Below are 24904 nucleotides of genomic sequence, written 5' to 3' on the forward strand. Positions count from 1 at the left end.
TCACAAGATGGGCGGTTTATCGGGCTCTGGATTCTTTTTGTGCGTCATCTCAAACGCACTCGGCGACCGAGGCCCCCACTCCGAACAGGGTCGTCCCGGCCGAGACGCCAGTGCGGAGCGCCGCGATCAGCACCTCCGCCGGGTCCAGGATCATCTCCCCGGGAACGAAGACGCGCCGTTCGACATCGAAGCCGTCAACGTTGGCATCCTCGGCCAGGCGATGGCGGATCGCCCGTCCATCGAGCCCGGCGTTGGCCATGATCGCCTCGGTCGGGGCGCCGAGGGCGGCGTCGAAGACGCGGCCGACCAGCCGGCCGGCAAGTCCTGCGGGGAGGCTTTTCCGCGCCAGGCGTCCCGCGTGGAGCAGGGCGGCGCTGCCGCCCGGAACCAGCCCGCCGGGTGCCGCCCGGATCGCGGCGGACGCGGCGGCCGCCCGCGCCGTCCGCTGGCGGATCACCGTTTCCGACTGGCCGCCGACATGCAGCTTGGCGACGCCGGCGGACAGCCGCGCCAGACGTTGCCGATGCTGCTCGCGATCGAAGCTCAGGTGGCGCTCCCGCTCGATGTCGAGGCGGATCGCGTTCCGCCGGAGGGCGATGGTGTCGGGATCACCGGCCCCGCCGATGAGGGTCATGCCGTCCCGCGTGACGCGAACGCTCTCGGCGCGGCCCAACGCCGCCGGGCGGAGCCGGTCCAGGCTGGTGCCGAACGCGTCGGCGATCACCGTGGCGCCCGTGGCCGCCGCGATATCCTCCAGCATCGGCATGCGCCAGAGACCCGCTCCGGGAGCCTTGACCGCCACCACCTTCAGGCCGGCGCGCTGCTTGTTGACGATCAGCGTGCCGAGCGCCTCGGCGCCAAAGCCGCCGGCGCAGATCAGCAGGCTCCGGCCCGCTTCCGCCATCATCTCCAGCACCCGCAGCAGCGGTCCCAGCCGCTCGATCGGGCCGTGGTGGAGCAGGATCAGCGGGTTCTCCAGGTCGGCGGTGCCGGCCTCCGCGTCGGTCGCGAAATGCGGCGACAGCCAGCCCTCGTCGAAGTGCAATCCTGGCCGGACTTCCAGGTCGTCCTCGGCGCCCTGTCCCTCGGTGACAATCACGACGCCCTCTCGGCCGGTGCGGCGATGCGCCTCCGCCGCCAGCGTTCCGATGACGGTGTCGCCGCCGGCGGCGCGGACGGCCAGATCGACCAATTCGCCATAGCCGACCGCCGGGCGCGAGCTTGCCCGCAGTTCGCTGGCGATGGCCTCGCCATGGGCCCGCAGCGCCTGTTCCAGCTCGCCCGGCGAGATGCCGGCGCGGAGTGCGGTCATGCCTTCGCGAAGGATGCCGCGGGCGATCAGGATGGCGGTGCAGGTGCCGTCACCGACCGCGTCGCTGGTCCGCCACGCGACTTGGCGCATGGCGGCGACGCCGGCGCGGCAACCGGGATCGTCGACCTCGACCTCCTGGGAGATGGCGTGGCCGCCGCGCATCATGGCTGGTCCCGTGTGGTTCCGCCCCGCCAGCACGGCCCGGCCGGCCGGACCGATTGCGGTGGTGGCCAGATCGGCCACGAGGTCGACGCCCCGCATCAGCGGAGCGCGGGCCGCGTCGTCCAACCGAATGATCCGCGCTGTCATGGTCATGCCTCGTTGGTGAGTGGAGCCGCCCGCAGATGTGCAAACGTCATACCAGCATATGTCATTGGCATGGATATTGCCTTGTGATATCAGTTTTGCGGCGAACTGTGATCACATTTTCTACGTGGTTTCGCCCCATCTTTCAGCGTAGGGAGCAGCGCGAGATGCGACTGGCATGCGATACCGGCGGCACATTCACTGACCTCGTGGTCGAGGACGGCGACGAGATCCGCTTGTTCAAGGCTTCGACGACACCTGATGATCCTGTGCGCGGTGTGCTCAACTCTTTGGCACTGGCCGCCGAGCATTACGGCCGGGACTTGGGTGATTTCCTCGGCGAGGCCGAGATGTTCATCCACGGCACGACGCGGGCGATCAACGCGATCCTGACCGGCAACACCGCGCGGACAGCCTTCCTCACGACCGAAGGGCATCCGGATGTGCTGGTGATCCGCGAAGGTGGGCGGATCGAGCCGTTCAACTTCACCGTGCCCTATCCCGAGCCCTACGTGCCGCGCCGTCTGACCTTCGAGATCCCCGAGCGGATCGAGGCGAATGGCTCCATCCGCAAGCCGCTGGACGAGGCGGCGGTCATCGCCATCGCCGAGAAGCTGAAGCTTTTGAAGGTCGAGGCGGTCGGCGTCTGCCTGCTGTGGTCGATCGTCAACGGCGAACACGAGAAGCGGGTGGGCGAACTGCTCGCCAAGCACCTGCCGGGCGTCCCCGTGACGCTGTCGCACCTGTTGAACCCGACGCTGCGCGAGTATCGCCGCGCCTCGGCGACGGTGATCGACGCGTCGCTCAAGCCCTTGATGTTCCAGTACCTTGATAGTCTGACCCGACGTCTGCGCGAGGCCGGGTTCGCCGGGCGCACGCTGATGGTGACGTCGGGCGGCGGCATCATGGATGCCGAGGCGGTCGCGCGCATGCCGATCCACTCGATCAATTCCGGTCCGGCCATGGCGCCGGTCGCCGGCCGCTACTACGCCGCCCGCGATTTCGACGGCGCCGCCGCCATCGTCGCCGACACCGGCGGCACCACCTACGACGTCAGCCTGGTGCGCGACGGACGCATTCCCTGGACGCGCGAGACCTGGATCGGGCAACGCTTCCGCGGCCACATGACCGGTTTCCCCTCGGTTGACGTCAAGAGCATCGGGGCCGGCGGCGGTTCGATCGCTTGGGTCGACGAGGGCGGCCTGCTGCGCGTCGGCCCGCGCAGCGCCGGCTCGACCCCCGGCCCGGTCAGCTATGGCAAGGGCGGCACCGAGCCGACCGTGACCGATTGCTCGCTGATCCTGGGCTACATCGATCCCGACTTCTTCCTGGGCGGCACCATGGTGCTCGATCGCGACGCCGCCGCCGAGGCCTTGAGGACCAAGGTCGCCGACAAGCTCGGATTGTCGGTGGAGGAGGCGGCCGCCGCCATTTTCGCCCTGGCGACGGAGAAGATGGTCGGCGCCATCGACGAGATCACCGTCAACCAAGGCATCGATCCCGCGACCGCCGTGCTGATCGGTGGCGGTGGCGCCGCCGGGCTGAACGCCGTGGCGGTCGGGCGGCGGCTGGGATGCGCCGGCGTGCTCATTCCGGAGGCGGGTTCGGTGCTGTCGGCGGCGGGTGCGTTGATGTCGGACATCGCTTCCGATTATGCCCAGATGTTGTTCACCACCAGCCGCCGTTTCGCCTTCGATGAGGTCAACGCCGTGCTCGCCAGCCTGGAGGCGCGCTGCCGCGCCTTCGCGGAGGGGCCGGGCGCCGGGGCGCTGAACGTCACGATCGATTTCTCGGTCGAGGCGCGCTACGCCCACCAGATCTGGGAGATCGAGGTCCCGATGACGTCGGGCCGGATCGAAACCGACGCCGATCTGGAGGCGCTCCAGCAGGCCTTCCACGATACCCACCAGTCGATCTTCGAGATCAGCGATCCCGGCTCCGACATGGAGTTCGTCACGTGGCGCGCCAAGGTGAGCTGCCAGTTGCGCGAAGGTGGCACCGGCCAGCTTCCCATGCCCAAATCGGTCAGCCATGAGCTTGGCCGGCGGCAGATCTACTTCAGCGAGACGGGATGGACCGACGCCGAGGTCATCCGGTTCGAATCCATGCCGTCCGGCGTTCCGGTCGCCGGTCCCGCGATCATCGAATCCTCGTTCACCACGGTGGTCGTCGATCCCGGCACCAACGCAGTCCGCAGCGAGGGCGGTGGCTTGCGGGTGACGTTTTGAGGGAGGGCGCTGACATGGACGGCCAATCCCCTCCCCGCCGACGCGACGGCGTCAAGACCGCCATCCTCGCCAGCCGGTTCGACAGCATCGCGCGCAAGATGCAGAACACGCTGTTCCGCACGGCGCGCTCCGGCATCCTCAACACGGCGCATGATTTCTCCTGTGTCATCCTGACAGCCGACTGCCGCCTGCTGGCGGCGGCGGAGAGCCTGCCCAGCCACACGCTGGTCGGACCCGACATCATGTGCCGGACGGTCAAGGCCTATCACCCGGACCTGAAGGCGGGCGACTGCTTCCTGCACAACAGCCCGTACGAGGGCAACAGCCACGCCGCCGACCATTGCCTGATCGTGCCGGTGGTGGACGAGGGCGGCACGCTGCGCTTCTTCGTGCTCGCCAAGGCGCATCAGGCGGATTGCGGCAACTCGCGGCCATCCACCTATCTCGGCGATGTCGTCGATGTCTACGAGGAGGGCGCGCTGATCTTCTCCGCCGCCAAGGTCCAGTCCGACTACAAGGACAACCAGGACATCATCCGCATGTGCGAGACCCGCATCCGGGTGCCCGATCAGTGGTGGGGCGATTACCTCGCCTCGATGGGCTCCGTGCGGATCGGCGAGCGCGAATTGCTGGAACTGGGCGCCAGCTTCGGCTGGGACGAACTGGAGCGGTACGCCGAGGCGTGGTTCGACTATTCCGAGGAGAAGATGGCGACGGCCATCGCCCGCCTGCCCAGTGGCCGTCGGACGCTGTCGAGCGCCCACGATCCCTTCCCCGGCGTGCCGGAGGGCATTCCGGTCAAGGTCGATGTCGAGATCGACGCCGAGGCTGGCCGCATCCGGGTCGATCTGAGCGACAATCCGGACTGCCAGCCCTGCGGGCTCAACCTGACCCAGGGCACCTCGATGAGCGCCGCCATGGTGGCGATCTACAACGGCCTGATCGACCACGGCGTCCCCGTCAACGCGGGCAGCTTCCGGCGGATCGACATCACGGTGCGGGAGAACTGCTGCGTCGGCATCCCCCGGCATCCCTTCTCCTGCTCGGTCGCGACCACCAATCTGGCCGACCGCGTCTCCAACCCGATCCAGCGGGCCATCGCGGAGATAGCACCCGGTTTCGGCATGGCGGAGACGGGGCCGATCATGCCGCCCGCCATGGGCGTCATCTCGGGGCGCGATCCACGCAACGACGGCGAGCCTTTCGTCAACCAAGTCCACATCGCCGTGACCGGCGGGGCGGGGACGCCGGTGACCGACGGCTTTCTGTCGATCATTCATGTCGGCAACGCCGGCATGTGCAGGATCGACTGCGTCGAGGTGGACGAGCTGCACCACCCGATCGTCATCAAGAGCCGGGCGCTGGTGCCCGACACGGAAGGGGCTGGCACGTTCCGCGGCGCTCCGTCCGCCCGCGCCGAGTTCGGTCCCGTCGATGGCTGCGTGATGAAGGTTCTCTACACCGCCGACGGCACCATCACACCGGCGCTGGGCGCGCGCGGCGGCGGTCCGGGCAGCAAATCGCGGGCTGAAAAGCGGGAGAAGGACGGCGGCCTGACCATCCTGCCGGCGTGTTACGGGGCGACGCTGGAGGAGGACGAATGGATCGTCTCGTACTCGTCGGGCGGCGGTGGTTATGGCTCGCCGCTGGAGCGGGAGCCGGAACGCGTGCTCCATGACCTGCGTGAAGGCTGGATCACGGCCGGACGGGCGCGGGATGTCTATGGCCTCGTGACAACAGGGTCGGCCGAGGACGACAGTCTGGCGGTCGATTGGGCCGCCACCGAGACGCTACGCACCACCGCGCGCGCCGTTCGATAGCCCCTCCCTTGAAGCCCCTCCCTTGAAGCGAAGAGGATGGACCAATGCAGTCGACACCCCTCGACAACCAAGAGAGCACACCCGGCATGGCGCGCTCCGGCGTGCGCATGGCGATCATCTCGAACCGGATGGAGAGCATCGCGCGGAAGATGCAGAACACGCTGTTCCGCACCGCCCGCTCCGGAGTCCTCAACACGGCGCACGACTTCTCCTGCGTCATCCTGACGGCCGATTGCCAATTGCTGGCCTCGGCGGAAAGCCTGCCGATCCACACCCTGATCGGTCCCGACCTGATGTGCCAGGCGGTCCGCAAGTATCACCCGGAGCTGAAGGCGGGTGACTGCTTCCTGCACAACAGCCCCTATGAGGGCGACAGCCACGCCGCCGACCATTGCCTGATCGTGCCGGTGGTGGACGATGGCGGGACGGTGCGTTTCTTCGTGCTCGCCAAGGCGCACCAGGCCGATTGCGGCAACTCCAAGCCGACCACCTACATGGGCCACGCCTCCGACGTCTACGAGGAGGGCGCGCTGATCTTCTCGGCGGCCAAGATCCAGTCGGACTACACGGACAACCAGGACCTGATCCGCATGTGCCGGACCCGCATCCGGGTGCCGGAGCAGTGGTGGGGCGACTATCTGGCGACCTTGGGCGCCGTCCGGATCGGTGAGCGCGAGCTTCTCCAGTTGGGCGAGGAGATCGGCTGGGAGGCTCTGGACGACTACGCCGGCGCGTGGTTCGATTATTCCGAGCAGAAGATGATCCAGGCGATCAAGCGCCTGCCGTCCGGGGAGATCACCGTCCACTCGGCTCACGACCCGTTCCCCGGCGTGCCGGAGGGCATCCCGGTGTCGGTGACGGTCAGGATCGACGCGGAGGAGGGACGCATCCGGGTCGACCTGCGCGACAATCCCGATTGCCAGCCCTGCGGTCTCAACCTGTCGGAGGGCTGCGCCCGGACAGCCGCGATGATCGGCATCTACAACGGCCTGATCGACCACGGCGTGCCGCCCAACGCCGGAAGCTTCCGGCGGATCGAGATCGACCTGCGCGAGAACTGCGTGGTCGGCATTCCGCGCCATCCGTATTCGTGCTCGGTCGCGACCACCAACCTGGCCGACCGGGTCTCCACACCCGTGCAGCGCGCCATCGCCGAGATAGCGCCCGGCTTCGGCATGGCGGAGACCGGGCCGATCATGCCGCCGGCCATGGGCGTCATCTCGGGCCGCGATCCCCGCACCGGCGAGGCCTTCGTCAATCAGATCTTCCTGGGCATCACCGGCGGGGCGGGCACTCCCGTGACGGACGGCTTCCTGACGATCATCCACGCCGGCAACGCCGGACTGTGCCGTCAGGACAGCATCGAGGTGGACGAGCTGCATCACCCTCTGTTCGTCAAGGAGCGCCGCCTGATCCCTGACACGGAGGGTCACGGCACGATGCGGGGCTCGCCCTCGATGTACGCGGAATTCGGTCCGATCGAGGACTGCACCATGCACGTGCTCTACACGGCCGATGGCACGATCCATCCGGCCTTGGGAGCCTGCGAGGGGGGAGCCGGCGGGAAGTCGAAGGCTTTCAAGCGGGAGCGCGACGGCTCGCTGACCAGCCTGCCCAATTGCCATGGCGCGGTGCTGGACCATGGCGAATTCATAGTCTCCCATTCCGCCGGGGGCGGCGGCTATGGTCCCGCGATGAGGCGCGATCCGGAGCGCGTCCTGCACGATCTGCGGGAAGGCTGGATCTCGCCCGAGCGGGCCAAGGACATCTATGGCGTCGTCATCACCGGATCGGCCGAGACGGACACGCTGGCCGTGGACCCCGTGGCGACCCAGGTCCTGCGGGAGACACGCTGACTGGGGCGGGGGATCGGCGCCGATCCCCCGCTTTTGGGTTGCTAGATCCTCCCTCGCGCGGCAACTTCCCGGTGCTGTTCGAAAAAGCCCGATCGATCAACGAGTTCGGGTAAAATTTGAGGGGGAATGACGAAGATGTTCGTGACCGCGCGGGATGGAACCCGGCTGCATGTCGAGGAGGCGGGCGAGGGGACGCCCATCCTGTTCATCCACGAGTTCGGCGGCGACCACAGGAGCTGGGAACCGCAGGTGCGCTTCCTCAGCCGGCGCCACCGCTGCGTCGTCTACGCCGCGCGAGGCTATGCGCCGTCGGACATTCCGACGGACATCGATTCATATTCCCAGGCGATCGCCGCCGAGGACGCCTTGGCGGTGCTCGATGGCCTGGGAATCGACAAGGCGCATGTCGTCGGTCTGTCGATGGGTGCTTTCGCCACGCTGCATTTCGGGCTGAGGTTTCCGGAACGGGCGCTCTCGCTGACCGTGGCCGGGGCGGGCTATGGCTCCGAAAAGGCGTTCGAGGAGCATTTCCGCGATCTTTCGCGCCAAGTCGCGGCGAACTTCGAAACCCAGGGGTCGGAGGTGTTCTCCCGGATCTACGCGTCGGGTGCCAGCCGCGTGCAGTTCCAGAACAAGGACCCTCGTGGCTGGGAGGAGTTCGCCAACCGTCTCGCCAGCCATTCGAACGTCGGTTCCGCCTTGACCATGCGCGGGGTTCAGGCGCGCCGGCCGTCACTCTACGACTTGGAGGACGAGTTCCGGCGCATGATGGTGCCGACCCTGGTGATGGCCGGCGACGAGGACGACCACTGTCTCCAGCCGGGCATTTTCCTCAAGAGGACGATCCCAGCCAGCGGCTTGTCGGTCTTTCCCAAGACCGGCCATACGCTGAACCTGGAGGAGCCGCAGTTGTTCAACACGCTGCTGTCCGAGTTCGTGGCCCAGGTGGAGGCCGGCCGCTGGACGCCGCGCGATCCGCGCGCCATCGCCAGCGAGATCATGCGGACCGACTGAGGCCGCTCACCTGAACGGGGGTCACTTCAGCAAGTCGATGACCCCGAGGATCGTGTCGGGCTCCGGCCCATAGCGGCACATCGGGATGTCGATCGATTCGAACTGGCGGTGCTCGCGGCCAGCGTAGAGCAGCGGGCCCCGGCACCGCCAGCATTTTCCCGCCGCGAGCACGCGGGTGAAATAACTGTGAAGATGCTCGCTGATGGCGCCCTGACTGGTGGAGGTGATGACCTCCCCCGTGGCGTTGTGCCCAATGATCTGGATCGCCCGCTCGCCATAGAGGCGCAATTGGAATGAGCCACAGTCGAGCGCCTTGACGATGTATATGTTGCTGGCGAGAGCCGGGTGGCTGGTGATATCGAAGGCGGACCACTGTGGGATGCCGTCGACGCTGACCTTTTCCCACCACCGAAACAATTGCTCCGTCAAGCGGCTTTGGAATGGGGACCGGGCGACTACAGTGGAGTCAACCACTTCTTCGGCGATTCCAAAACTATTCACCGTAATTTGCTTCAAATCATTGAGGAGCATGTCGATCCGGAGCGAACAGCTTGACTGATCATCACTATGGCATGTCCGACATTAATGTAACGTTAGTTGAATTGCCAAGCTCGGATGCCGTGATGGCGACCTTCGGATGATGTTTTCGCGGAGTTGAGCAGTAGGCGCTGACTCGACCCAGCCAACGGACCGGTGATCCATCTCGCTCGACCCCTAGGGCATGAACCTCCTGTTATCGAACCGCGGGGCTCCGAATAGCTGATAATAGACCCAGGCGACACTTCGGAATCGAAACCCAGCCATGCGTCAGACGCGACTGCAAATCATTCGCGTTCTCTGGCGCGACTAGGCTTCGAGGTTTAAGACTGGCTGATCGCCGCCGTTTCGACGGGTTGGCCAAGCAGCAGAGGTCGTCATGAAAAAGTCCTTGCCGAGTTTCGCGAGCGTCCTGGCGCTGGGTGCTTTTCTGGTCGGTTCACCCCTGATGGCGGTGTCGGCGCTGGCGCAGGGCGCCGACGCGGACGGCATCATCATCTACAACGCCCAGCACGCCAGCCTGACCCAGGCTTGGGCGGATGGCTTCACCCGGGACACAGGCATCAAGGTGACGCTGCGGAAGGGCAGCGACATGGAGTTGGGCAACCAGATCGTTCAGGAGGGGGCCGCTTCCCCGGCCGACGTGTTCGTGACGGAGAATTCGCCCGCCATGGCGCTGGTCGATGGCGCCGGCTTGTTCGCCCCGCTGGCCGCCGACACGATCGCCCAGGTGCCGCCGGAATACCAGCCGGCCAATGGCCGCTGGATCGGTGTCGCCGCGCGGTCGACCGTGTTCGCCTATGACAAGAACAAGCTGACACCGGCCCAGCTGCCGAAGTCGCTGCTCGACCTAGCCGATCCCAGTTGGAGCGGCCGGTGGGGAGCGTCGCCGTCGGGAGCCGACTTCCAGGCGATCGTCAGCGCGCTGCTGGAACTGAAGGGCGAGGCGGTCACGTCGTCCTGGCTCAAGGCGATGAAGGCCGGTGTCAAGCCCTACCGCGGCAACAGCGTCGCCATGAAGGCGGTCAACGCGGGTGAGATCGAGGGCGCTGTGATCTATCACTACTACTGGTTCGGCGATCAGGCCAAGACCGGCGAGAACAGCAAGAACGTGGCGCTGCATTACTTCCGCAAGGGCGATCCTGGCGCCTTCGTCAGCGTCTCCGGCGCCGGGGTGCTGGCGTCCAGCAAGCATCAGGCGCAGGCCCAAGCCTTCGTCAAATGGGTCACCGGCAAGGGTGGTCAGGAAATCCTCCGCGATGGTGACAGCTTCGAATACGCGGTGGGCGTCGGCGCGCGGTCCAATCCCAAGCTGGAGCCCCTGGCCAAGCTCCAGGCGCCCAAGGTCGAGGCGTCCAAGCTGAACAACAAGACGGTCACCGACCTGATGACTTCCGCTGGATTGCTGTGACGCCAAGGCGTAGGGGGTTCCCTGGGAACCGCCGTCGGGGAGTTTGAACAACGGCATCGTTATCACCATCGAGCGGCGAGGTCTCCTCGCCTCTCCTGAACGCCGACGGCTGGCGGAGCCGGTTGCCGAGATCATCGGTGACCGGCGTCGCCACGCTCGTCTCGATGGCGGCGCTGCTGCCGCTGGGGTTCGTCGTCTGGATCACCATCCAGACCGGGTGGCAAACCGCCATCGCGATGGTGTTCCGCGCGCGGGTCGGCGAGCTGCTGGTCAACACGCTCCTGCTGGAGGCCTGGACGGTTCCGCTGACGATCGTCCTGGCGATGACGCTGGCGTGGCTGACCGAGCGGACCAACCTGCCGGGAGCGCGGGTCTGGGCTTGGCTGGCGGTGGCTCCGCTGGCGGTGCCGGCCTTCGTCCACAGCTATGCCTGGATCAGCGTGGCGCCGGGGCTGCATGGCTTGCCGGCGGGGGTCCTGATCTCCGTCCTGGCGTATTTCCCGTTCCTATATCTGCCCATCGCGGCGCAGCTCCGCCGGCTCGATCCAGCCGCAGAGGATGTCGCGGCGTCGCTCGGGCTCGGTCCGTGGAGCGTCTTCTTCCGGGTCGTGCTGCCACAGACCCGGTTCGCCATCTGCGGCGGATCGCTGCTGGTCGGGCTGCATTTGCTCGCGGAATACGGCCTCTACGTCATGATCCGGTTCGACACCTTCACCACCGCGATCATGGACCAATTCCAGTCGGCCTACAGCGGCCCGGCGGCGAACATGCTGGCGGGGGTGCTGGTGCTGTGCTGCCTGGGTGTGCTCGGGCTTGAGGCGCGGATCCGGGGCGACGAGCGCTATGCCCGCGTCGGCTCCGGCTCGGCCCGGATGCCGGACCGGCGGCGACTGGGGCGGGCGACGGTCCCGTGCCTGCTCATCCCCGCCTTGACCGCGGTCCTGTCGTTGGGCGTGCCGCTGTTCACCCTGGGACGGTGGCTGGAGTTCGGCGGGGCTGCGGTCTGGCGGATGGAGGCCATTGGGCCGGCGTTGGTCCAGACCCTGCTGCTGGCGGTGGCCGGCGCCGTCCTGGCGACCCTCGCGGCGGCGCCGATGGCGTGGCTGTCGGTCCGGTTTCCCGGACGCCGGCAACGGGCGTTGGAAGTCTGCCACTATCACGTCGGCGCCTTGCCCGGCGTCGTGGTGGCGCTGGCCCTGGTCGCCATCACGGTGCGGGTGGCGATGCCGCTCTACCAGACGGTGTTCACGGTGCTGTTCGCCTACGCCCTGATGTTCCTGCCGCGGGCGCTGGTGGGCTTGCGGGCCAGCATCGCGCAGGCCCCGGTCGAGTTGGAGCGCGCCGCGATGGCGCTGGGGCGCACGCCGTTCCAGTCCGTCCGGCAGGTCACGATGCGGCTGGCGGCCCCCGGCGCCGCCGTCGGCATGGCGCTGGTGGCGCTGGGTATCACGACCGAGTTGACCGCCACGCTGATGCTGGCTCCCAACGGGACGACGACACTGGCGACCGAGTTCTGGTCGCTCACCGGCGAGATCGACTACGCGGCGGCGGCGCCCTATGCCCTGATGATGGTGGTGGCGTCGCTGCCGCTGACCTTCCTGCTTCACGCGCAATCCAGACGAGCGGCCGGACGATGACTTTTCTCCAGCTCCAGGGCGTTGGCAAACGATATGGCGGAACGCCGGCGCTCGACGGCATCGGGTTCGACGTGCCGCCTGGCGGGCGAACCGCCATCGTCGGTCCCTCCGGCTCGGGCAAGACGACGCTGCTGCGGATCATCGCCGGCTTCGAGGCGCCGGACGTGGGCCGCGTGACGATGGGCGGGCAGGTGTTGGCCGAAGGTCCGGCCATCGTCCCGGCCCATCTGCGCGGCATCGGCTTCGTGCCGCAGGACGGCGCCTTGTTCCCGCATCTGAGCGTCGCCGACAACATCGGTTTTGGTTTGGCCCGCGGCATGGTTGGCCGTGAAACCCGTGTCCGGGACCTGATGGACATGGTCGAACTCGACCGGGCCATGGCGGAGCGGCGGCCGCACGAGTTGTCGGGCGGTCAGCAGCAGCGGGTGGCGCTGGCCCGGGCGCTCGCCCGCCAGCCCAAGCTGATGCTGTTGGACGAGCCTTTCTCGGCGCTGGACACCCGCCTGCGGGAGACCATGCGGAAGGCGGTCGCCAAGGTGCTGCGCGCGGCTGGTGTCACCACCATCCTGGTCACCCACGACCAGACGGAGGCGTTGTCCTTCGCCGATCAGGTCGCGGTCCTGCGCGACGGTCGGCTGACGCAGGTCGGCTCGCCGCGCGAGCTTTACCTCCGTCCGAGCGACCGGGATACCGCGGCCTTCCTGGGCGACGTCATCCTGTTGCCGGCCGACCTAGGCGACGACTGTGTTGTATGCGGGTTGGGCCGCCTGCCAGCCGACGTGGGTGGCCGGAGGGGCAGGGCGGAGATCATGCTGAGACCGGAGCAGGTGCGGCTGACCCCCATGGCGCCGGGCCAGGCCGACCCATCCCCGTGCCAGGGCGAGGTGGTGGACGTGGAGTTCGGCGGCGCCGTCTCGATGGTTCGCGTCTCGGTCAGGGGCGGAGCCGGGACGGCTTGGTCGGACACCGAGTTGTGGATCCGTAGCTCGAGCGTCGACCTGCCCGCCGTCGGCGCGCTGGTGGGGATATCGATCCTTGGCGGCGTTCATGTCTTCGATCAGCCGGCGACGGGGCGGACTCTCAGGGCCGGGTGATCCAGATGGCCGTCAGATCATCCTGGACACGCATCCCCGAAGTCTTGAGGACGTCGGCGACGATCGGGATGAGCGGCCCGATGGGGAAATCCCGATGTTCGATGATAAGGTCCAGCAATCCGGGTTCCCCCAGCATCGCGCCGGTGGGTGACCGGCATTCCACCAGCGCGTCGCTGTAGATGAACAGGAACGAGCCCGAGGGAAAGGGTTCTGTGATGTTCTCGTAGACCTCACCCTCGCAAATCCCCAGGAAGACGCCGCTGCCGTCCAGCAGGCGCAGGCCTTCGGCGTCGCCGATCACCGGATTCGTGGTGCCCGCCGCCGCGAAGGTCAGGAGGTCGGCGGACGTGTCGATGACGCCGTAGAGAGCCGTGGCGAAATGGCCGAGCGGCAGCATCCCCAGGAGCCCGGCGGAGAGCTTGGCCAGCATCGCGGCGGGGTCCAGGGAGAGGGCGCGGACATCTTCGCGGGTGATCAGGGTGTGCAGTCTGAAGGTATTGATCGCGGCCGGGATGCCATGGCCGGAAAAGTCGGCAATCAAGACGCCGATGCGGTTTTCGTCGATCTCGAACATGGTCCAGAAGTCGCCGCCGATCTCGTTGCAGGGTTGGAAATGGACGGCGATATCGAGATTGTGCTTGGCGGCGAGTGCCGCGATCGCCTCCTCCTCGGGTGCTATTCCGACCTGCATCGCCTGCGCCATTCGCAGGTCCTTCTCGACGCGCTCACGGAACTCCCTCAATTCCTGGATGATGGCGCGCCGTTCCAGATGATAGCGGACGCGGGCTATGCATTCGCCGGGGTTGATCGGCTTGCTGAGGACATCGTTGGCGCCGGCCCGGAAGCAGATCGTTCGAAGTATGTCGCTGGTCACGACGGTCTGGACCAGGATCGACAGGTCCATCTGCGATTTCTTCCGCCGCAACCGCTCGCAGACTTCGATGCCGTCCATGTCGGGCAGGGTGATATCGATGAGGACGAGGTCGGGAGCGAAGGTTTCCACCATGTCCAAAGCCTCCTGGCCACCGCTGGCGAAGGCGACTTGGTGGATGCCGGCCCATAGGAGAAATCGGGCCAGCGTCTTTTGATTGAACTTGCTTTCGTCAACAACCAGCACGCGCCGGTCCTCCAGCGGTATGCCAAGGTCGATGCCATACAGATTGCGCGTCGGATCGTCCGCGCCGACGATCGCCGCCACCGCCGGGATCACCGGGTCATTTGTCATGGGCGAACCACATGACGGTGCGGCGTCCTCCATCGTGGGTGACGACATCGGTCGCGATGGATCGGACGATACCCAAACCCCGGCCAAAGGAACCCGTGGCTTCCGGCATCGCCTCCGCGGTGTCGGACCGGAAGCCGTTTCCCTGATCCATGACCGAAAGCGACAGACCGGCGCCATCCCAGCCGGCGGCGATGTCGATCCAGCGCCCGCCGCGCTCGGGTTCGGCCAAGCGCTCGCGAAGGTGCGCGCAGTATGTCTCGTACTGCTCGGGCCGCGCTTTCAGGTGGCTCTCGATCTCCAGGTTGCCATGGAGGATGGCGTTGGCGACGATCTCGTGCAGGGCGATCTCGACTTGGAACCTCGATGACTCCGGCAGCACTCCGCGATATGCGAGCGCGTCACAGACCAGCTTGGCGCATTCCACCTTGAACGCCGTGGCTGTCGTGACGCTGAGCCTGAAGGTGTTGGCTCCCCCATCAGACATCAACCGGTCCGTCAACCCGGTGCGGCTTCCGCTCTCGGGGAACTCCACGACGATCCGGTGGGGACCATAGAGGATGGAACTCAGCCGTTCCGTCGTCATGTTTCCCAGCAGCAGGATCGGAACCTCGGCCGATCGTTCATTGGTCCGCGATGCCGCCGGGTGGCCCAGGGTGAAGCGGATCAGGTGAGCGGCACCGAGGCCGATATCGGACAGGACGGCGTTCACCCGCTCCATATCGGTTCCCGCCGCGACCGCGATCGGGTCGTTCCGATCGGACATGGGTCAGTCCACTATCGTGAACATTTTGTGGAATTTGGCGACCTGCATCACGCGCATGACGTCGTTGCGGGCACCCCGTATGCTGAATGACAGCTTTTTCTTGCGCGCCGTATCGCGGGCGATGATGAACATGCCCAATCCCGATGAGTCGACGAAATCCAGCCGGCTGAGATCGAAGACGATCTCATGACCTTCCTCGCCCTCGAAGACGTTGATCACGTTCCGGAAATCATCGTGATCCGCGAACGTGATCCGACCGATCAGCGCGATCTCGGTCTTGCCTGTTTTCTTCTCGATGTCGAAATTCATGATGAGTTCGTTCCTCTCACTAGATCGCGGCTTGTTCAGGCGGTCACCTTCTCCGCCGCCTGGGCCGCCGCGCGCTCCGCCAGCCAGTTCCTGATGATCGCCTTGGATTTGAAGAACGACGTGTCGTAGACATCTTCGTTCTCCAGGAAGAAGCCGAGGAAATCGATGTTCTTCTCGATCGCGACTTCCTGGAGTTCCACCTCGTGCGCGAGTTCCCCGGTTACCCGGCCAGCCGCGACGTTCTGATTATGGGAAAAGATGAAATTCAGTTCGCCGTAGTAGGAACTGGAGAACAGCATCTTGGTCTTGAAGGTCTCCATCTCGACGGCGTTGCGCGGGATATGGTCGCCCCAATCGACGGACAATGGTCTGCCGATGAAGACGGTGTCGCATCCCATCAACTCGCGGAGGATGATCTGCCGGTGGTAGACACCATCGATCAGTGTCTCGCCGTCGAAGGTCTCCTCAAGACCGTAATTCAACAGCCAGAGCGCCGCGCGCAGCATTTCCGGTGTGATCGGCCTGTATTGGGTGAACGGGGCGCCGTTCCTTTCCCAATAGCCGACGGAGTCGCGTGCCGCCTCGTTGTAGTGGACGTATTCGATCCCGAAGATGGGATTGAACGTGTTCAACAGGATGCCGGTCTCGGATTCGTTGAAGACCTTGGCCATATCCTCGAAGTAACTGGCGGGCTTGATCGGGCGCAACGTGTCCGCCGGGAAAAGGATGTCCTCCAGACGGGTATCCGGCTTGCCGATGCTTTCGAGCAGGCGGGCCGCCAGCTTCATGTGATTCGGTTCGAAGACCGTGGGCAGGCCGCGCGTCATGAGGCGTAGCAGGTTCAGATGATTGAACTGGCTCGGGTAGACCCTCAGAGCGGCGATGTAGGCCTTCATCTCGTCGCCCAACGACTTCCCACGCAGGTATTCGGCGACCCAATGGATCATGCCGCTGGTACACGAGATGATCCGGGGCTTTACGCCGACATGCTGGCTGGCTTTGAGAAAAGCGACGCCATGGGCGTTGGCGCCACCCATGCCCCCCAAGGCGAACCCGATCCTCCTGCGGGAGAGATCGACATGGCCATCCCCTACCATCGTAGTCAAGTCTTCGATCATGAACAGGCTCTGAAGTTGAAATGCATACGGCACATGGACAAAGTTAGCCGGACGGAGTTTACATCATGGATGTTACAATTATGTTTAGTGCTAACTATTCTCGATGATTTTGGAGTGGGTGTCAGGTTTCGATGAAATCCTTGATCGCTTGTGCCGTCTGGGCGGTTTCGACCGCCTTCATGTCGCTGTGACCCATCGAGTCGGACCGTTCCAGTATTCGAAGCCTGACTCCGGCTTCCAACATCCGCTTGATCAGTCGATCGGTGTTGCCTTCACTGAACATGTGGTCCGCTTCCGCGAAATGGATCAGCATCACCTCGGCCTGGATCGCCTCGAGGCTTTCCGAGACCGGGCGCTGGCGTCCGACCTTGTAGCTTCTCAAGGCGCGTGTCAGATAATTGAAGTTGTTGGCGTCCATCCGGGTGACCCGGCGCTCCCAGCCGGCCTCCAGGTTCGCTTCGATCAGGTATCGCGCGTCCATGGAGCGGGCCGGGTCCCGCGCCGCGTCGGCCCAAGCCCGGCCGAGCGGCTTCGCCGGGGAATCCTCACCCCTGGCCAGATCATTGGTGTAGTTCCAGTCCCAGCCGATCATCGTGATCAACTTCATGACGGCGGCCATGCCCCGGTCGGGCGGCTCGTTCGGAGGATAGGCTCCGCCGCGCCAATTCGGATCCAGGCTCAGGAGCGACGACCAAGCGTTGGTCCACGCGATCAGCCAAGCGTCGGACGCGGGCGCGCAGGCGATTGGGATGATCTTGCGGATCCGATCGGGGTAGGACGTCGCCAGTTCCAGGCAGTTGTATCCCCCCATCGACAATCCCATCGCCGCGTGCAGGGTGCCGATGCCCAGGCTATCGAGCAAAGCCATCTGGACATCGACCAAGTCATGGAAGGTGATCAGCGGAAAGGTCGGGCCATAGGGTGCCCCGGTCCTGGGATCGATCGACGCCGGACCCGTCGTCACGACTTCCGGACTGCGCGCGTAGGGATTGCACAGGCAATCCGCGGAGATCACGAAATACTTGTCGGTGTCGATCACCTTGCCGGGGCCGATGATCGAGTCCCAGAAGCCCACCCGCTTGTCGGCGATGTCGTATTTGCCGGCGGCGTGGCCGTGGAGCAGCAAGGGATGCAGGATCAGGACGGCGTTGTCACGCGCCGCGTTCAAGGTGCCATAGCTCTCCCAGCCGAACCTGACTTGGTCGATCCGGCCGCCCAGGAACGTCGTATGTGTTTCCATCTCGAAAACGCGCTTGCGCACGATCGGCAGCTCCCGCGGGGGGACGGCACAGGCCTGCTCAGTCATGATCCAAGTACCCTTCGCCAAGTCGTTACGTGCCGAGAGTCCTGGATCAGCCCAGGAACTTGGCGATGTCATCCTCGATCGGCTTGGTGTTGGCCACCGCCTCGATGTGCCCCAGAGCGTCGTCCCGGCGGATCAGCCGCATCTTGGTGCCCGCGCGCATCAGGAGGGCCAAGGTGTTCTGGAGACTGGGGCCGGCGAAAATCTCGTCGTGCGGGGTATAGGACATCAGCACCCGCGCCTTCAGCTTGGTGATGGCCCGCTCGACCGGCTCCCCATCGCCGATTTGGAATGTCTGGATCGCCTTGACCAGATACAGGAAGTGGTTGGCGTCGGCGAACCGGGCGCGACGCACCGAGGCTTCGTGCAGCCCCACCTCGACCAGATAGCGGTCCGTCAGCGAGCGCATGGGGTCGCGGTCGGGGTCCGCCCAGGTTCGGCCATAGGGCTTCTCCAGCGCCCCCCAATGCCGCGCGTTCAGATAGACCAGTTTCATCGCCTCGATCAGCCCAGCCGTCGGTGGGTTGTCCCGGTGGTAATCGCCCTTGTTCCACGCCGGATCGAGCCTGATCGGCGTTCCCCAGGCGTTCATCCAGGCGACGGCCCAGCCATCGCTTTCCAGGGTGGCGCAGATCGGAATGATGCGATCGACGCGGTCGGGCCACGCGGTGGCCAGTTCGTAGGTCAGGAAGCCGCCGAACCCCGCTCCCATGACGGCGTGCAGGCGGCCGATGCCAAGGTTGTCGAGCAGCAGCATCTGGGCGTTGACGATATCCTTGATCGAGATGATCGGGAACCTCATGCCGTAAGGCTCGCCGGTCCGGGGATCGATGGAGGTGGGGCCGGTGGTCCGCACGACGGGATTGAAAGGATAGGCGTTGCACAGGCAGTCCATCGAGATGACGAAATACTTGCGCGTGTCGATGGCCTTGCCCGGACCGATCAGGTGGTCCCAAAAGCCCGGATAGCGCTCGTCCTCCGAATAGCGCCCAGCCGCGTGACCGAACCCCAGCATGAAATGATTGATCAGGATCGCGTTGTCGCCAGCGGCGTTCAATTCGCCGTAGCTTTCCCAGCCGAAGCGCGCCTCGCCGATGGTCTCGCCCTGCCTGGTCCTGAAATCGCCGAACTCGAAACAGTCGCGGGTGACGATGTATTCGGGGTTTTGCTCCAACCCGACCGCGAGCAGGGCGGAGGATTTGTGGACCCGATTGGTTCTGGCCATGTCCCATGCTTTCAGTTGGAAATTCGCGCGCCGCCTTTGGGTTGGCGGTCAGCGCGCGAGGAAACGACCGATCGCGGAGGCGACGCGGGGCTGCTGGATGGCGACGAAATCGATGTGCCCGAGGGTGCCGGAGAGTTCCAGGACCTCCATCCTGACGCCCACCTCCAGCATCCGCGCGATGGCGGCGGTCACGGTTTCCGTTCGGCTCAGATGATCGGCGTTCAGATGGTGGATCATCAGGACCTCGGCGCGGAGGCGCGCCAAGGTGGCCGTCATGGATCCCGATCGCCGTATCGTGAAGGACTTCGCGGCTTGCGCCAGATAGTGGAAGTGGTTGGCGTCCATGTGACGGGCGCCGTTGACCGCTCCACGTTCCAAATCGGCTTCGATCAGGTAGCGGTGATCCGGCGACGTCGCGGGATCACGCTCCGGATCGGCCCATGCGCGCCCGAAGATCTTCCGCCCCCCGGTGTCCGCGGGAATCACGGGATCGTTGGTGTAGCTCCAGTCGCGCCCGATCATGGAGATCATCTTGAGGGCCGCGATCAAACCTTGGGTCGGTTTGCGGTCCTCATGATGGTAGCCGCCGTTCCAGTCCGGATCGAGCTTGAGCTGGGCGATCCAGACATTCGCCCAGGCGATCAGCCAAGCGTCCGACTGAAGCCCGCACGCGATCGGTATTATCTTCCGAACCCTTTTGGGATAGGCCGTTGCCAGTTCCAGGCAATGGTGCCCTCCGGCGGAAACGCCCAGCGCCGCGTGGAGCGTCTTGATGCCGAGGTGGTCGAGCAGGGCCACCTGGGTGTCGACCATGTCATGATAGGTGATGATGGGGAAGGTGGGGCCATACGGCTTGCCGGTGTCGGGATTGATCGAGGCGGGCCCCGTGGTGACGACATCCGGGTGGTAAGCGTTGACGTTGCATAGGGAGTCCATGGACAGGACGAAGAACCTATCCGTGTCGATGACCTTGCCGGGTCCGATCAAGCCGTCCCAATAGCCGGCCCGCTTCTCGGTGGAGCGGTACTTTCCCGCGAAATGGCTGTGCCCGTGAAGATGGTGGAACACCACGATCGCGTTGTCCCGCGCGGCGTTCAAGGTGCCATGGCATTCCCAGCCCAGCCGAACCTCTTTGATGGACTGTCCCAGATAGGTCCGATGATTATCGATCTTGAAAGTCCGCTTGATGACCGCGGGCGGTTCTTGTTCAAGGGCTTGTTCCTTGGACACGATCATGGTCGAGCGCCTGTTCTGAACATCTTCGAGTGTCCGCCGCCATGGACTGGATCGTCACGGCCGTTCATCGCCCGGACTGGGATCGGATTCATGAAAGGCGCGGAAGGGGGGGCACCGACGTCGGTATGCCCGGTCGCGGATCGACCGGGCCACGACCGTTTGTCAGTCGATCTTCTTCAACTTGCCCTCGGCGCGCAGCTTGACGATGCCGGCCTCGATCTTGGCGATCAGTTCCTTGGCGTCGGGACGGGCCGCGGAGATGACGATATGGATCGGAACGTCCGAGATCGTGCTGCTTTGCAGATTATCGACCTTGTAGTCCAGGAGCGCCGTCTCGACGTTCTCCTGGTACTGGAGGAAAATCGGCGCGCGGCCCGCCACCAGGGCCTTCAGGCCCTGATCGACCTGCTTGATGTCCGACGCGATGGTGACTCCGTTCTTGGGATCGGCGATCCAGTCGCGGCGCCCGCCGTAGACGTATCCCTGATTGAGGATCACGGTCTTGCCGGTCAGATCCTCGGTCTTCCTGATGCCGGGATCCTGTCCGATCGAATAGGCTTTCAGGATCACGCGCATGAAGGGAATGGACGTCGCGACGACGCCGCCCTTCTCGACGCCTGCCAGCGAGGCGTTGGCGATCGAGCCGTCGAATTCCCCGGCGGCGAGACCAGCGGTCAGGCGCTTGGCGGGAACTTCCTCGAAGTTGAATTTGATGTCGATGGCCTCGCCTACCAAGTTCAGCGCGTCGATCCAGGAACCAGTGGGCTTGCCATCCGGAACGCTCATCTGCGGAGCGAAATCGATGATCTTGAAGTTCAGCACTTGAGATTCGGCATGGGCCGAGGGGGTGGCGGCAAGCAAAGCCAGCGCCGTGATAGCCTTGAATATGAACTTCATGTTTCAGCTCCGTGACTGATTACTTACAAAACGGCATGTTCGTCCGTTCTTGATCAAACAGCGGCGGAGCTATAACAGAGTTTCATGTTAATTTTGTGAAATTAAAAAACAAATAGTAGATAATTATCTAATGGTGGAAGGGTGTGAAAATGGCGTAATGGCCGGCCGTCGGAAGACCCGCCCCGGTGGATCTCGCGAAGGGCTCAGTCGGTTCGCGCGACGCTTTCGGCCAGCGTCGCGATGACGCCGTAGCCCACCGTGTCGGTTGGGTCCAGCTCGCGAAGCTTCGCCAGCATGGTCAGGGACGCGTCCGTCCGGGTGCCGCGCAGGGTGATGAAGGCCAGCGCCTTGAGGGTGAACAGATAGAAGTGCTGCGGCCCGACCACCGATGTCCAGTCGGCCGCCGCCCGGTCCAGCCGGCGCCAATCCGGGTCGAAGCCGCCCAGCCGGGCCGCGGCCTCCAGGCCGATCAGCGTGACGCGCTCCGCGTCGTCTAGGCGCCGCTGGTTGAAATAGAACTTATAGAGCGCGTAGTAGACCGGCAGGATCTTCGGCCCCAGGTGATGCGCCTCCCACAGGAGCCGCTCCGCCGTTTCCAGGTCGCCGGCCAATCGCGCCGTGACCGCCTCCTGGAGGCGGGCGTCGATATGCTCCGGAACGTCGCCGAACGCCATCCTGCCATCGGGAATGCGGAACTCGATCTGGCGCATGGCGGGCTCTCCTGGCGGCGGTTTCACCAAACGCTAATACCATAAGTATTTTATGGTCATGAAGCGGTTTCTCACAACGGCGACCGCCTCCGTGTGACTTGTCGGGTTTGCGACATGACATCTGTCGGCAAGTCGCCACGCTCCAGCGGAGCTGAAATAAAAGAGTGAGCGAAATCAATTAGTTGCAAATGGCCCAAATCTTGCTCAACGGACTGGTCTGACAAACCTCGCCTTTAAGGAGACCGGTTCGATGGTGACGCTGACGGATTCGGCGGTAAGCACTCTCCAGCGCGTCCTGGCCAATTCGGCCGCCGCGCGAGGCTTGCGCATCCAGGTGGCGGACGGCGGCTGCGCCGGCCTGAAGTACCAGATGGGCCTGGAAGCCGGTGCCGGTGACGACGACACCGTGCTGGAATATGGCGACGTCAAGGTGTTCATCGATGCGGGCAGCATGGTGCACATGAACGGCGTCGTCGTCGACTATGTCGAGAGCGTAGGCGGCGCGGGCTTCAAGTTCGAGAACCCGAACGCGACCTCGACCTGCGGCTGCGGCTCCTCCTTCTCCACCTCATCCTCCACTCCCTCCTCCTGTGGGTCGAACGCCGGCGGCGGGCACGGCGAGGGTGGTGGATCGTGCGGGCATGGTCCCGGCCACCATCACTGACACCACGCGGCATCCCAGTTTGCGGAATTGACGTGGCCGCGAGGGCGGCCTCCGGACATCAAGCGGGTACAGGAGAACAGACCATGTGGAACTACTCTGATAAGCTCAAGGAGCACTTCTTCAATCCGAAGAACGCCGGTGTCCTGGAAGAGGCGAACGCGGTCGGAGAGGTCGGGTCGATCTCCTGCGGCGACGCGCTGCGCCTGATGCTGAAGGTCGAGCCGGAAACCCAGGTCATCCAGGATGCCCGCTTCCAGACCTTCGGCTGCGGCTCGGCGATCGCGTCGTCCTCGGCCCTGACCGAGATGATCATCGGCAAGACGGTGGACGAGGCGCTGACCGTCACCAACAAGGACATCGCCGATTTCCTGGAAGGCCTGCCGCCGGAGAAGATGCACTGTTCGGTCATGGGCGCCGAGGCGCTCCGCGCCGCCATCGCCAATTACCGCGGCGAGGAGTGGGTCGACGATCACGAGGAAGGCGAGCTGATCTGTAAGTGCTTCGGCGTCGACGCCGCGATGATCGAGCGGGCGGTCGAGGTCAACGCGCTGACCACGCTGGAGCAGGTGACGAACTACACGAAGGCCGGCGCCAGCTGCAAGACCTGCCACGAGAAGATCGAGGACCTGCTGGAGACGCTGCTGGCCAAGCAGGGCAAGACGCTCGAGCCGGTCGCCGCGAAGGAGCCCGCCGCCGCCGTGGTCGGCCTGGACGAGATCGCTCCCCTGGCCGCCAAGCCGGCCGCTCCGGTCAAGAAGCTGAGCAACGTCCAGCGCATGCAGATCGTCATGGCGGCGTTGGACGAGATGCGCCCCTACCTGAAGAAGGACGGCGGCGACGTCGAACTGATCGATATCGACGGCAAGAACATCTACGTCCGCCTCAGCGGCGCCTGTTCCGGCTGCCAGATGGCCTCGGTCACGATCGAGGGCATCCAGACCAAGCTCGTCGAGAAGCTCGGCGAACTGGTCCGCGTCATTCCCCACACCATGATGGCGGCGGAGTAAGGGCATATGGGAATCTATCTGGACAACAACGCCACCACCCGCGTCGATCCGGCGGTCGTCGCCGAGATGCTGCCCTTCTTCACCGAGCATTACGGCAACCCTTCGTCGATGCACGGCTACGGCGCCGCCGTCGGCGGCAAGATCGAATGGGCCCGCGGCGAGGTTCAAAAGCTGCTGGGCGCCGCGTTCGACACCGAGATCGTGTTCACCTCGGGCGGCACCGAGTCCGACAGCACCGCGATCCTGTCGGCGCTGAAGGCCTATCCGAAGCGCCGCGAGATCGTGACCTCCGTCGTCGAGCACCCGGCCATCCTCAGCCTGTGCGACTTCCTGGAGAGCAAGGAAGGCTACAAGATCCACCGCATTCCGGTGGACGGCAAGGGCAACCTCGATCTGGAGAAATACGAGGAGGCCCTGTCCGAGAACGTGGCCGTCGTGTCGATCATGTGGGCCAACAACGAGACGGGGACCATCTTCCCGGTCGAGTTGCTGGCGGGCATGGCCAAGAAGGTCGGGGCGCTGTTCCACACCGACGCGGTCCAGGCCGTCGGCAAGCTGCCGATGAATCTGGCCAACTCCAACATCGACATGCTGTCGCTGTCGGGCCACAAGCTCCACGCCCCCAAGGGCATCGGCGCGCTCTATATCAAGCGTGGCGTCCGCTATCGGCCGATGATGCGGGGCGGTCACCAGGAGCGCGGCCGCCGGGCCGGCACCGAGAACGCGCCGGCGATCGTTGGCCTGGGCAAGGCCTGCGAGATGGCGCGCGAGGCCATGGCGGTCGAACTGACGCAGGTCGCGGCGCTGCGCGACCGCCTGGAGAAGGCGCTGGTCGAGGCGATCCCCAACTGCTTCGTTACCGGCAATCCGGCCAACCGCCTGCCCAACACGGCCAATGTCGCGTTCGAGTTCATCGAGGGCGAGGCGATCCTTCTGCTGCTGAACGAGGAGGGCATCGCGGCCTCGTCCGGTTCGGCCTGCACGTCTGGTTCGCTGGAGCCGAGCCACGTCATGCGGGCGATGGGTGTGCCCTACACGGCGGCCCATGGCGCCACCCGGTTCTCCCTGTCGCGCGACACCACGGCGGAGGAGATCGACACGGTGATCCGCGTCATGCCGGGGATCATCGAGCGGCTGCGGAAGCTGTCGCCGTACTGGACCAACCAGGGCGCCCCCGCCGGTTTCCAGCCGGTCTATTCCTAGGCGGTCGAGCACGGGGAGGGGACCGCTGT

The 24904-nt window shown here is 65.1% G+C and carries 21 protein-coding genes; 10 read left to right on the plus strand and 11 right to left on the minus strand.

Going from position 1 to position 24904, the window contains the following annotated elements:
- Nucleotides 1–49: 49 nt before the first annotated feature.
- Nucleotides 50–1621 carry a chaperonin GroEL gene (gene groEL, locus N825_RS16245; RefSeq protein WP_198038356.1) on the minus strand — a complete coding sequence of 524 codons (1572 nt, stop codon included), beginning with the start codon at nt 1619–1621 and terminating at the stop codon, nt 50–52.
- A gap of 164 nt (nt 1622–1785) precedes the next feature.
- Between groEL and N825_RS16250 the strand changes: the two genes are divergently transcribed.
- The 4 genes from N825_RS16250 to N825_RS16265 all read left to right on the plus strand — a co-directional run bounded on the left by N825_RS16250 (nt 1786) and on the right by N825_RS16265 (nt 8536).
- The gene (locus N825_RS16250) at nt 1786–3846 is read left to right on the plus strand and encodes a hydantoinase/oxoprolinase family protein (RefSeq protein WP_037453937.1); all 2061 of its coding nucleotides are present in this window, start codon (nt 1786–1788) and stop codon (nt 3844–3846) included.
- Nucleotides 3847–3860: 14 nt separating this feature from the next.
- Nucleotides 3861–5666: a hydantoinase B/oxoprolinase family protein gene (locus tag N825_RS16255; protein WP_037453940.1), complete on the plus strand. Its 1806-nt coding sequence runs from the start codon at nt 3861–3863 to the stop codon at nt 5664–5666.
- A gap of 44 nt (nt 5667–5710) precedes the next feature.
- A complete protein-coding gene (locus tag N825_RS16260; protein ID WP_063833841.1) occupies nt 5711–7522 on the plus strand; it encodes a hydantoinase B/oxoprolinase family protein in 1812 nt (603 codons plus the stop codon).
- Nucleotides 7523–7648: 126 nt separating this feature from the next.
- A complete protein-coding gene (locus tag N825_RS16265) occupies nt 7649–8536 on the plus strand; it encodes an alpha/beta fold hydrolase (protein WP_245613138.1) in 888 nt (295 codons plus the stop codon).
- Nucleotides 8537–8557: 21 nt separating this feature from the next.
- On the opposite strand, the gene N825_RS16270 is transcribed toward N825_RS16265, so the two are convergent.
- Nucleotides 8558–9067, minus strand: coding sequence for a PAS domain-containing protein (locus tag N825_RS16270; RefSeq protein WP_037453943.1), 510 nt, complete (start codon nt 9065–9067; stop codon nt 8558–8560).
- A gap of 385 nt (nt 9068–9452) precedes the next feature.
- Between N825_RS16270 and N825_RS16275 the strand changes: the two genes are divergently transcribed.
- The 3 genes from N825_RS16275 to N825_RS16285 all read left to right on the plus strand — a co-directional run bounded on the left by N825_RS16275 (nt 9453) and on the right by N825_RS16285 (nt 13215).
- On the plus strand, nt 9453–10484 hold the full coding sequence (locus tag N825_RS16275) for an iron ABC transporter substrate-binding protein (RefSeq protein WP_037453946.1): 1032 nt from the start codon (nt 9453–9455) through the stop codon (nt 10482–10484).
- 122 nt (nt 10485–10606) lie between these two features.
- Nucleotides 10607–12121 (plus strand): ABC transporter permease, encoded by a 1515-nt coding sequence (locus tag N825_RS16280; RefSeq protein ID WP_245613139.1) that lies wholly within the window; start codon nt 10607–10609, stop codon nt 12119–12121.
- On the plus strand, nt 12118–13215 hold the full coding sequence (locus N825_RS16285; protein ID WP_037453952.1) for an ABC transporter ATP-binding protein: 1098 nt from the start codon (nt 12118–12120) through the stop codon (nt 13213–13215). Before N825_RS16280 ends, N825_RS16285 begins: the two co-directional genes overlap by 4 nt.
- On the opposite strand, the gene N825_RS16290 is transcribed toward N825_RS16285, so the two are convergent.
- From N825_RS16290 to N825_RS16330, 9 genes are all read right to left on the minus strand, one after another.
- Nucleotides 13202–14440 (minus strand): PP2C family protein-serine/threonine phosphatase, encoded by a 1239-nt coding sequence (locus tag N825_RS16290; RefSeq protein ID WP_084164786.1) that lies wholly within the window; start codon nt 14438–14440, stop codon nt 13202–13204. The two genes, N825_RS16285 and N825_RS16290, sit on opposite strands and share 14 nt — an antisense overlap.
- Entirely contained in the window at nt 14430–15203 is a 774-nt protein-coding gene (locus N825_RS36585; RefSeq protein ID WP_051512453.1) for an ATP-binding protein, read from the minus strand. The genes N825_RS16290 and N825_RS36585 overlap by 11 nt, the downstream gene beginning before the upstream one ends.
- A 3-nt stretch (nt 15204–15206) precedes the next feature.
- Nucleotides 15207–15512: an STAS domain-containing protein gene (locus tag N825_RS16300; RefSeq protein WP_037453955.1), complete on the minus strand. Its 306-nt coding sequence runs from the start codon at nt 15510–15512 to the stop codon at nt 15207–15209.
- A gap of 35 nt (nt 15513–15547) precedes the next feature.
- The gene (locus N825_RS16305) at nt 15548–16630 is read right to left on the minus strand and encodes a hypothetical protein (protein WP_037453958.1); all 1083 of its coding nucleotides are present in this window, start codon (nt 16628–16630) and stop codon (nt 15548–15550) included.
- A 121-nt stretch (nt 16631–16751) separates the two neighbouring features.
- A complete protein-coding gene (locus N825_RS16310; protein WP_198038357.1) occupies nt 16752–17891 on the minus strand; it encodes an alpha/beta fold hydrolase in 1140 nt (379 codons plus the stop codon).
- Nucleotides 17892–17982: 91 nt separating this feature from the next.
- The gene (locus tag N825_RS16315) at nt 17983–19158 is read right to left on the minus strand and encodes an alpha/beta fold hydrolase (RefSeq protein WP_051512455.1); all 1176 of its coding nucleotides are present in this window, start codon (nt 19156–19158) and stop codon (nt 17983–17985) included.
- Between the two features lie 48 nt (nt 19159–19206).
- The gene (locus N825_RS16320; protein WP_051512456.1) at nt 19207–20394 is read right to left on the minus strand and encodes an alpha/beta fold hydrolase; all 1188 of its coding nucleotides are present in this window, start codon (nt 20392–20394) and stop codon (nt 19207–19209) included.
- 162 nt (nt 20395–20556) lie between these two features.
- The gene (locus N825_RS16325) at nt 20557–21291 is read right to left on the minus strand and encodes a substrate-binding periplasmic protein (RefSeq protein WP_037453962.1); all 735 of its coding nucleotides are present in this window, start codon (nt 21289–21291) and stop codon (nt 20557–20559) included.
- A 203-nt stretch (nt 21292–21494) separates the two neighbouring features.
- A complete protein-coding gene (locus N825_RS16330) occupies nt 21495–22001 on the minus strand; it encodes a tetratricopeptide repeat protein (RefSeq protein ID WP_084164788.1) in 507 nt (168 codons plus the stop codon).
- Between the two features lie 250 nt (nt 22002–22251).
- Here N825_RS16330 and N825_RS16335 point away from each other — a divergent pair, with 250 nt between their 5' ends.
- The 3 genes from N825_RS16335 (at nt 22252) to nifS (ending at nt 24875) form a co-directional block, all read left to right on the plus strand.
- Complete coding sequence (locus tag N825_RS16335) at nt 22252–22665, plus strand: HesB/IscA family protein (protein WP_084164789.1); 414 nt, start codon at nt 22252–22254, stop codon at nt 22663–22665.
- A gap of 83 nt (nt 22666–22748) precedes the next feature.
- Nucleotides 22749–23672 carry a Fe-S cluster assembly protein NifU gene (nifU, locus tag N825_RS16340; protein WP_037453964.1) on the plus strand — a complete coding sequence of 308 codons (924 nt, stop codon included), beginning with the start codon at nt 22749–22751 and terminating at the stop codon, nt 23670–23672.
- A 6-nt stretch (nt 23673–23678) separates the two neighbouring features.
- Nucleotides 23679–24875 (plus strand): cysteine desulfurase NifS, encoded by a 1197-nt coding sequence (gene nifS / locus N825_RS16345; protein WP_037453966.1) that lies wholly within the window; start codon nt 23679–23681, stop codon nt 24873–24875.
- Nucleotides 24876–24904 lie beyond the last annotated feature (29 nt).

It is taken from the genome of Skermanella stibiiresistens SB22 (assembly GCF_000576635.1).
In the GTDB taxonomy this organism is placed as follows: Bacteria; Pseudomonadota; Alphaproteobacteria; order Azospirillales; family Azospirillaceae; genus Skermanella; species Skermanella stibiiresistens.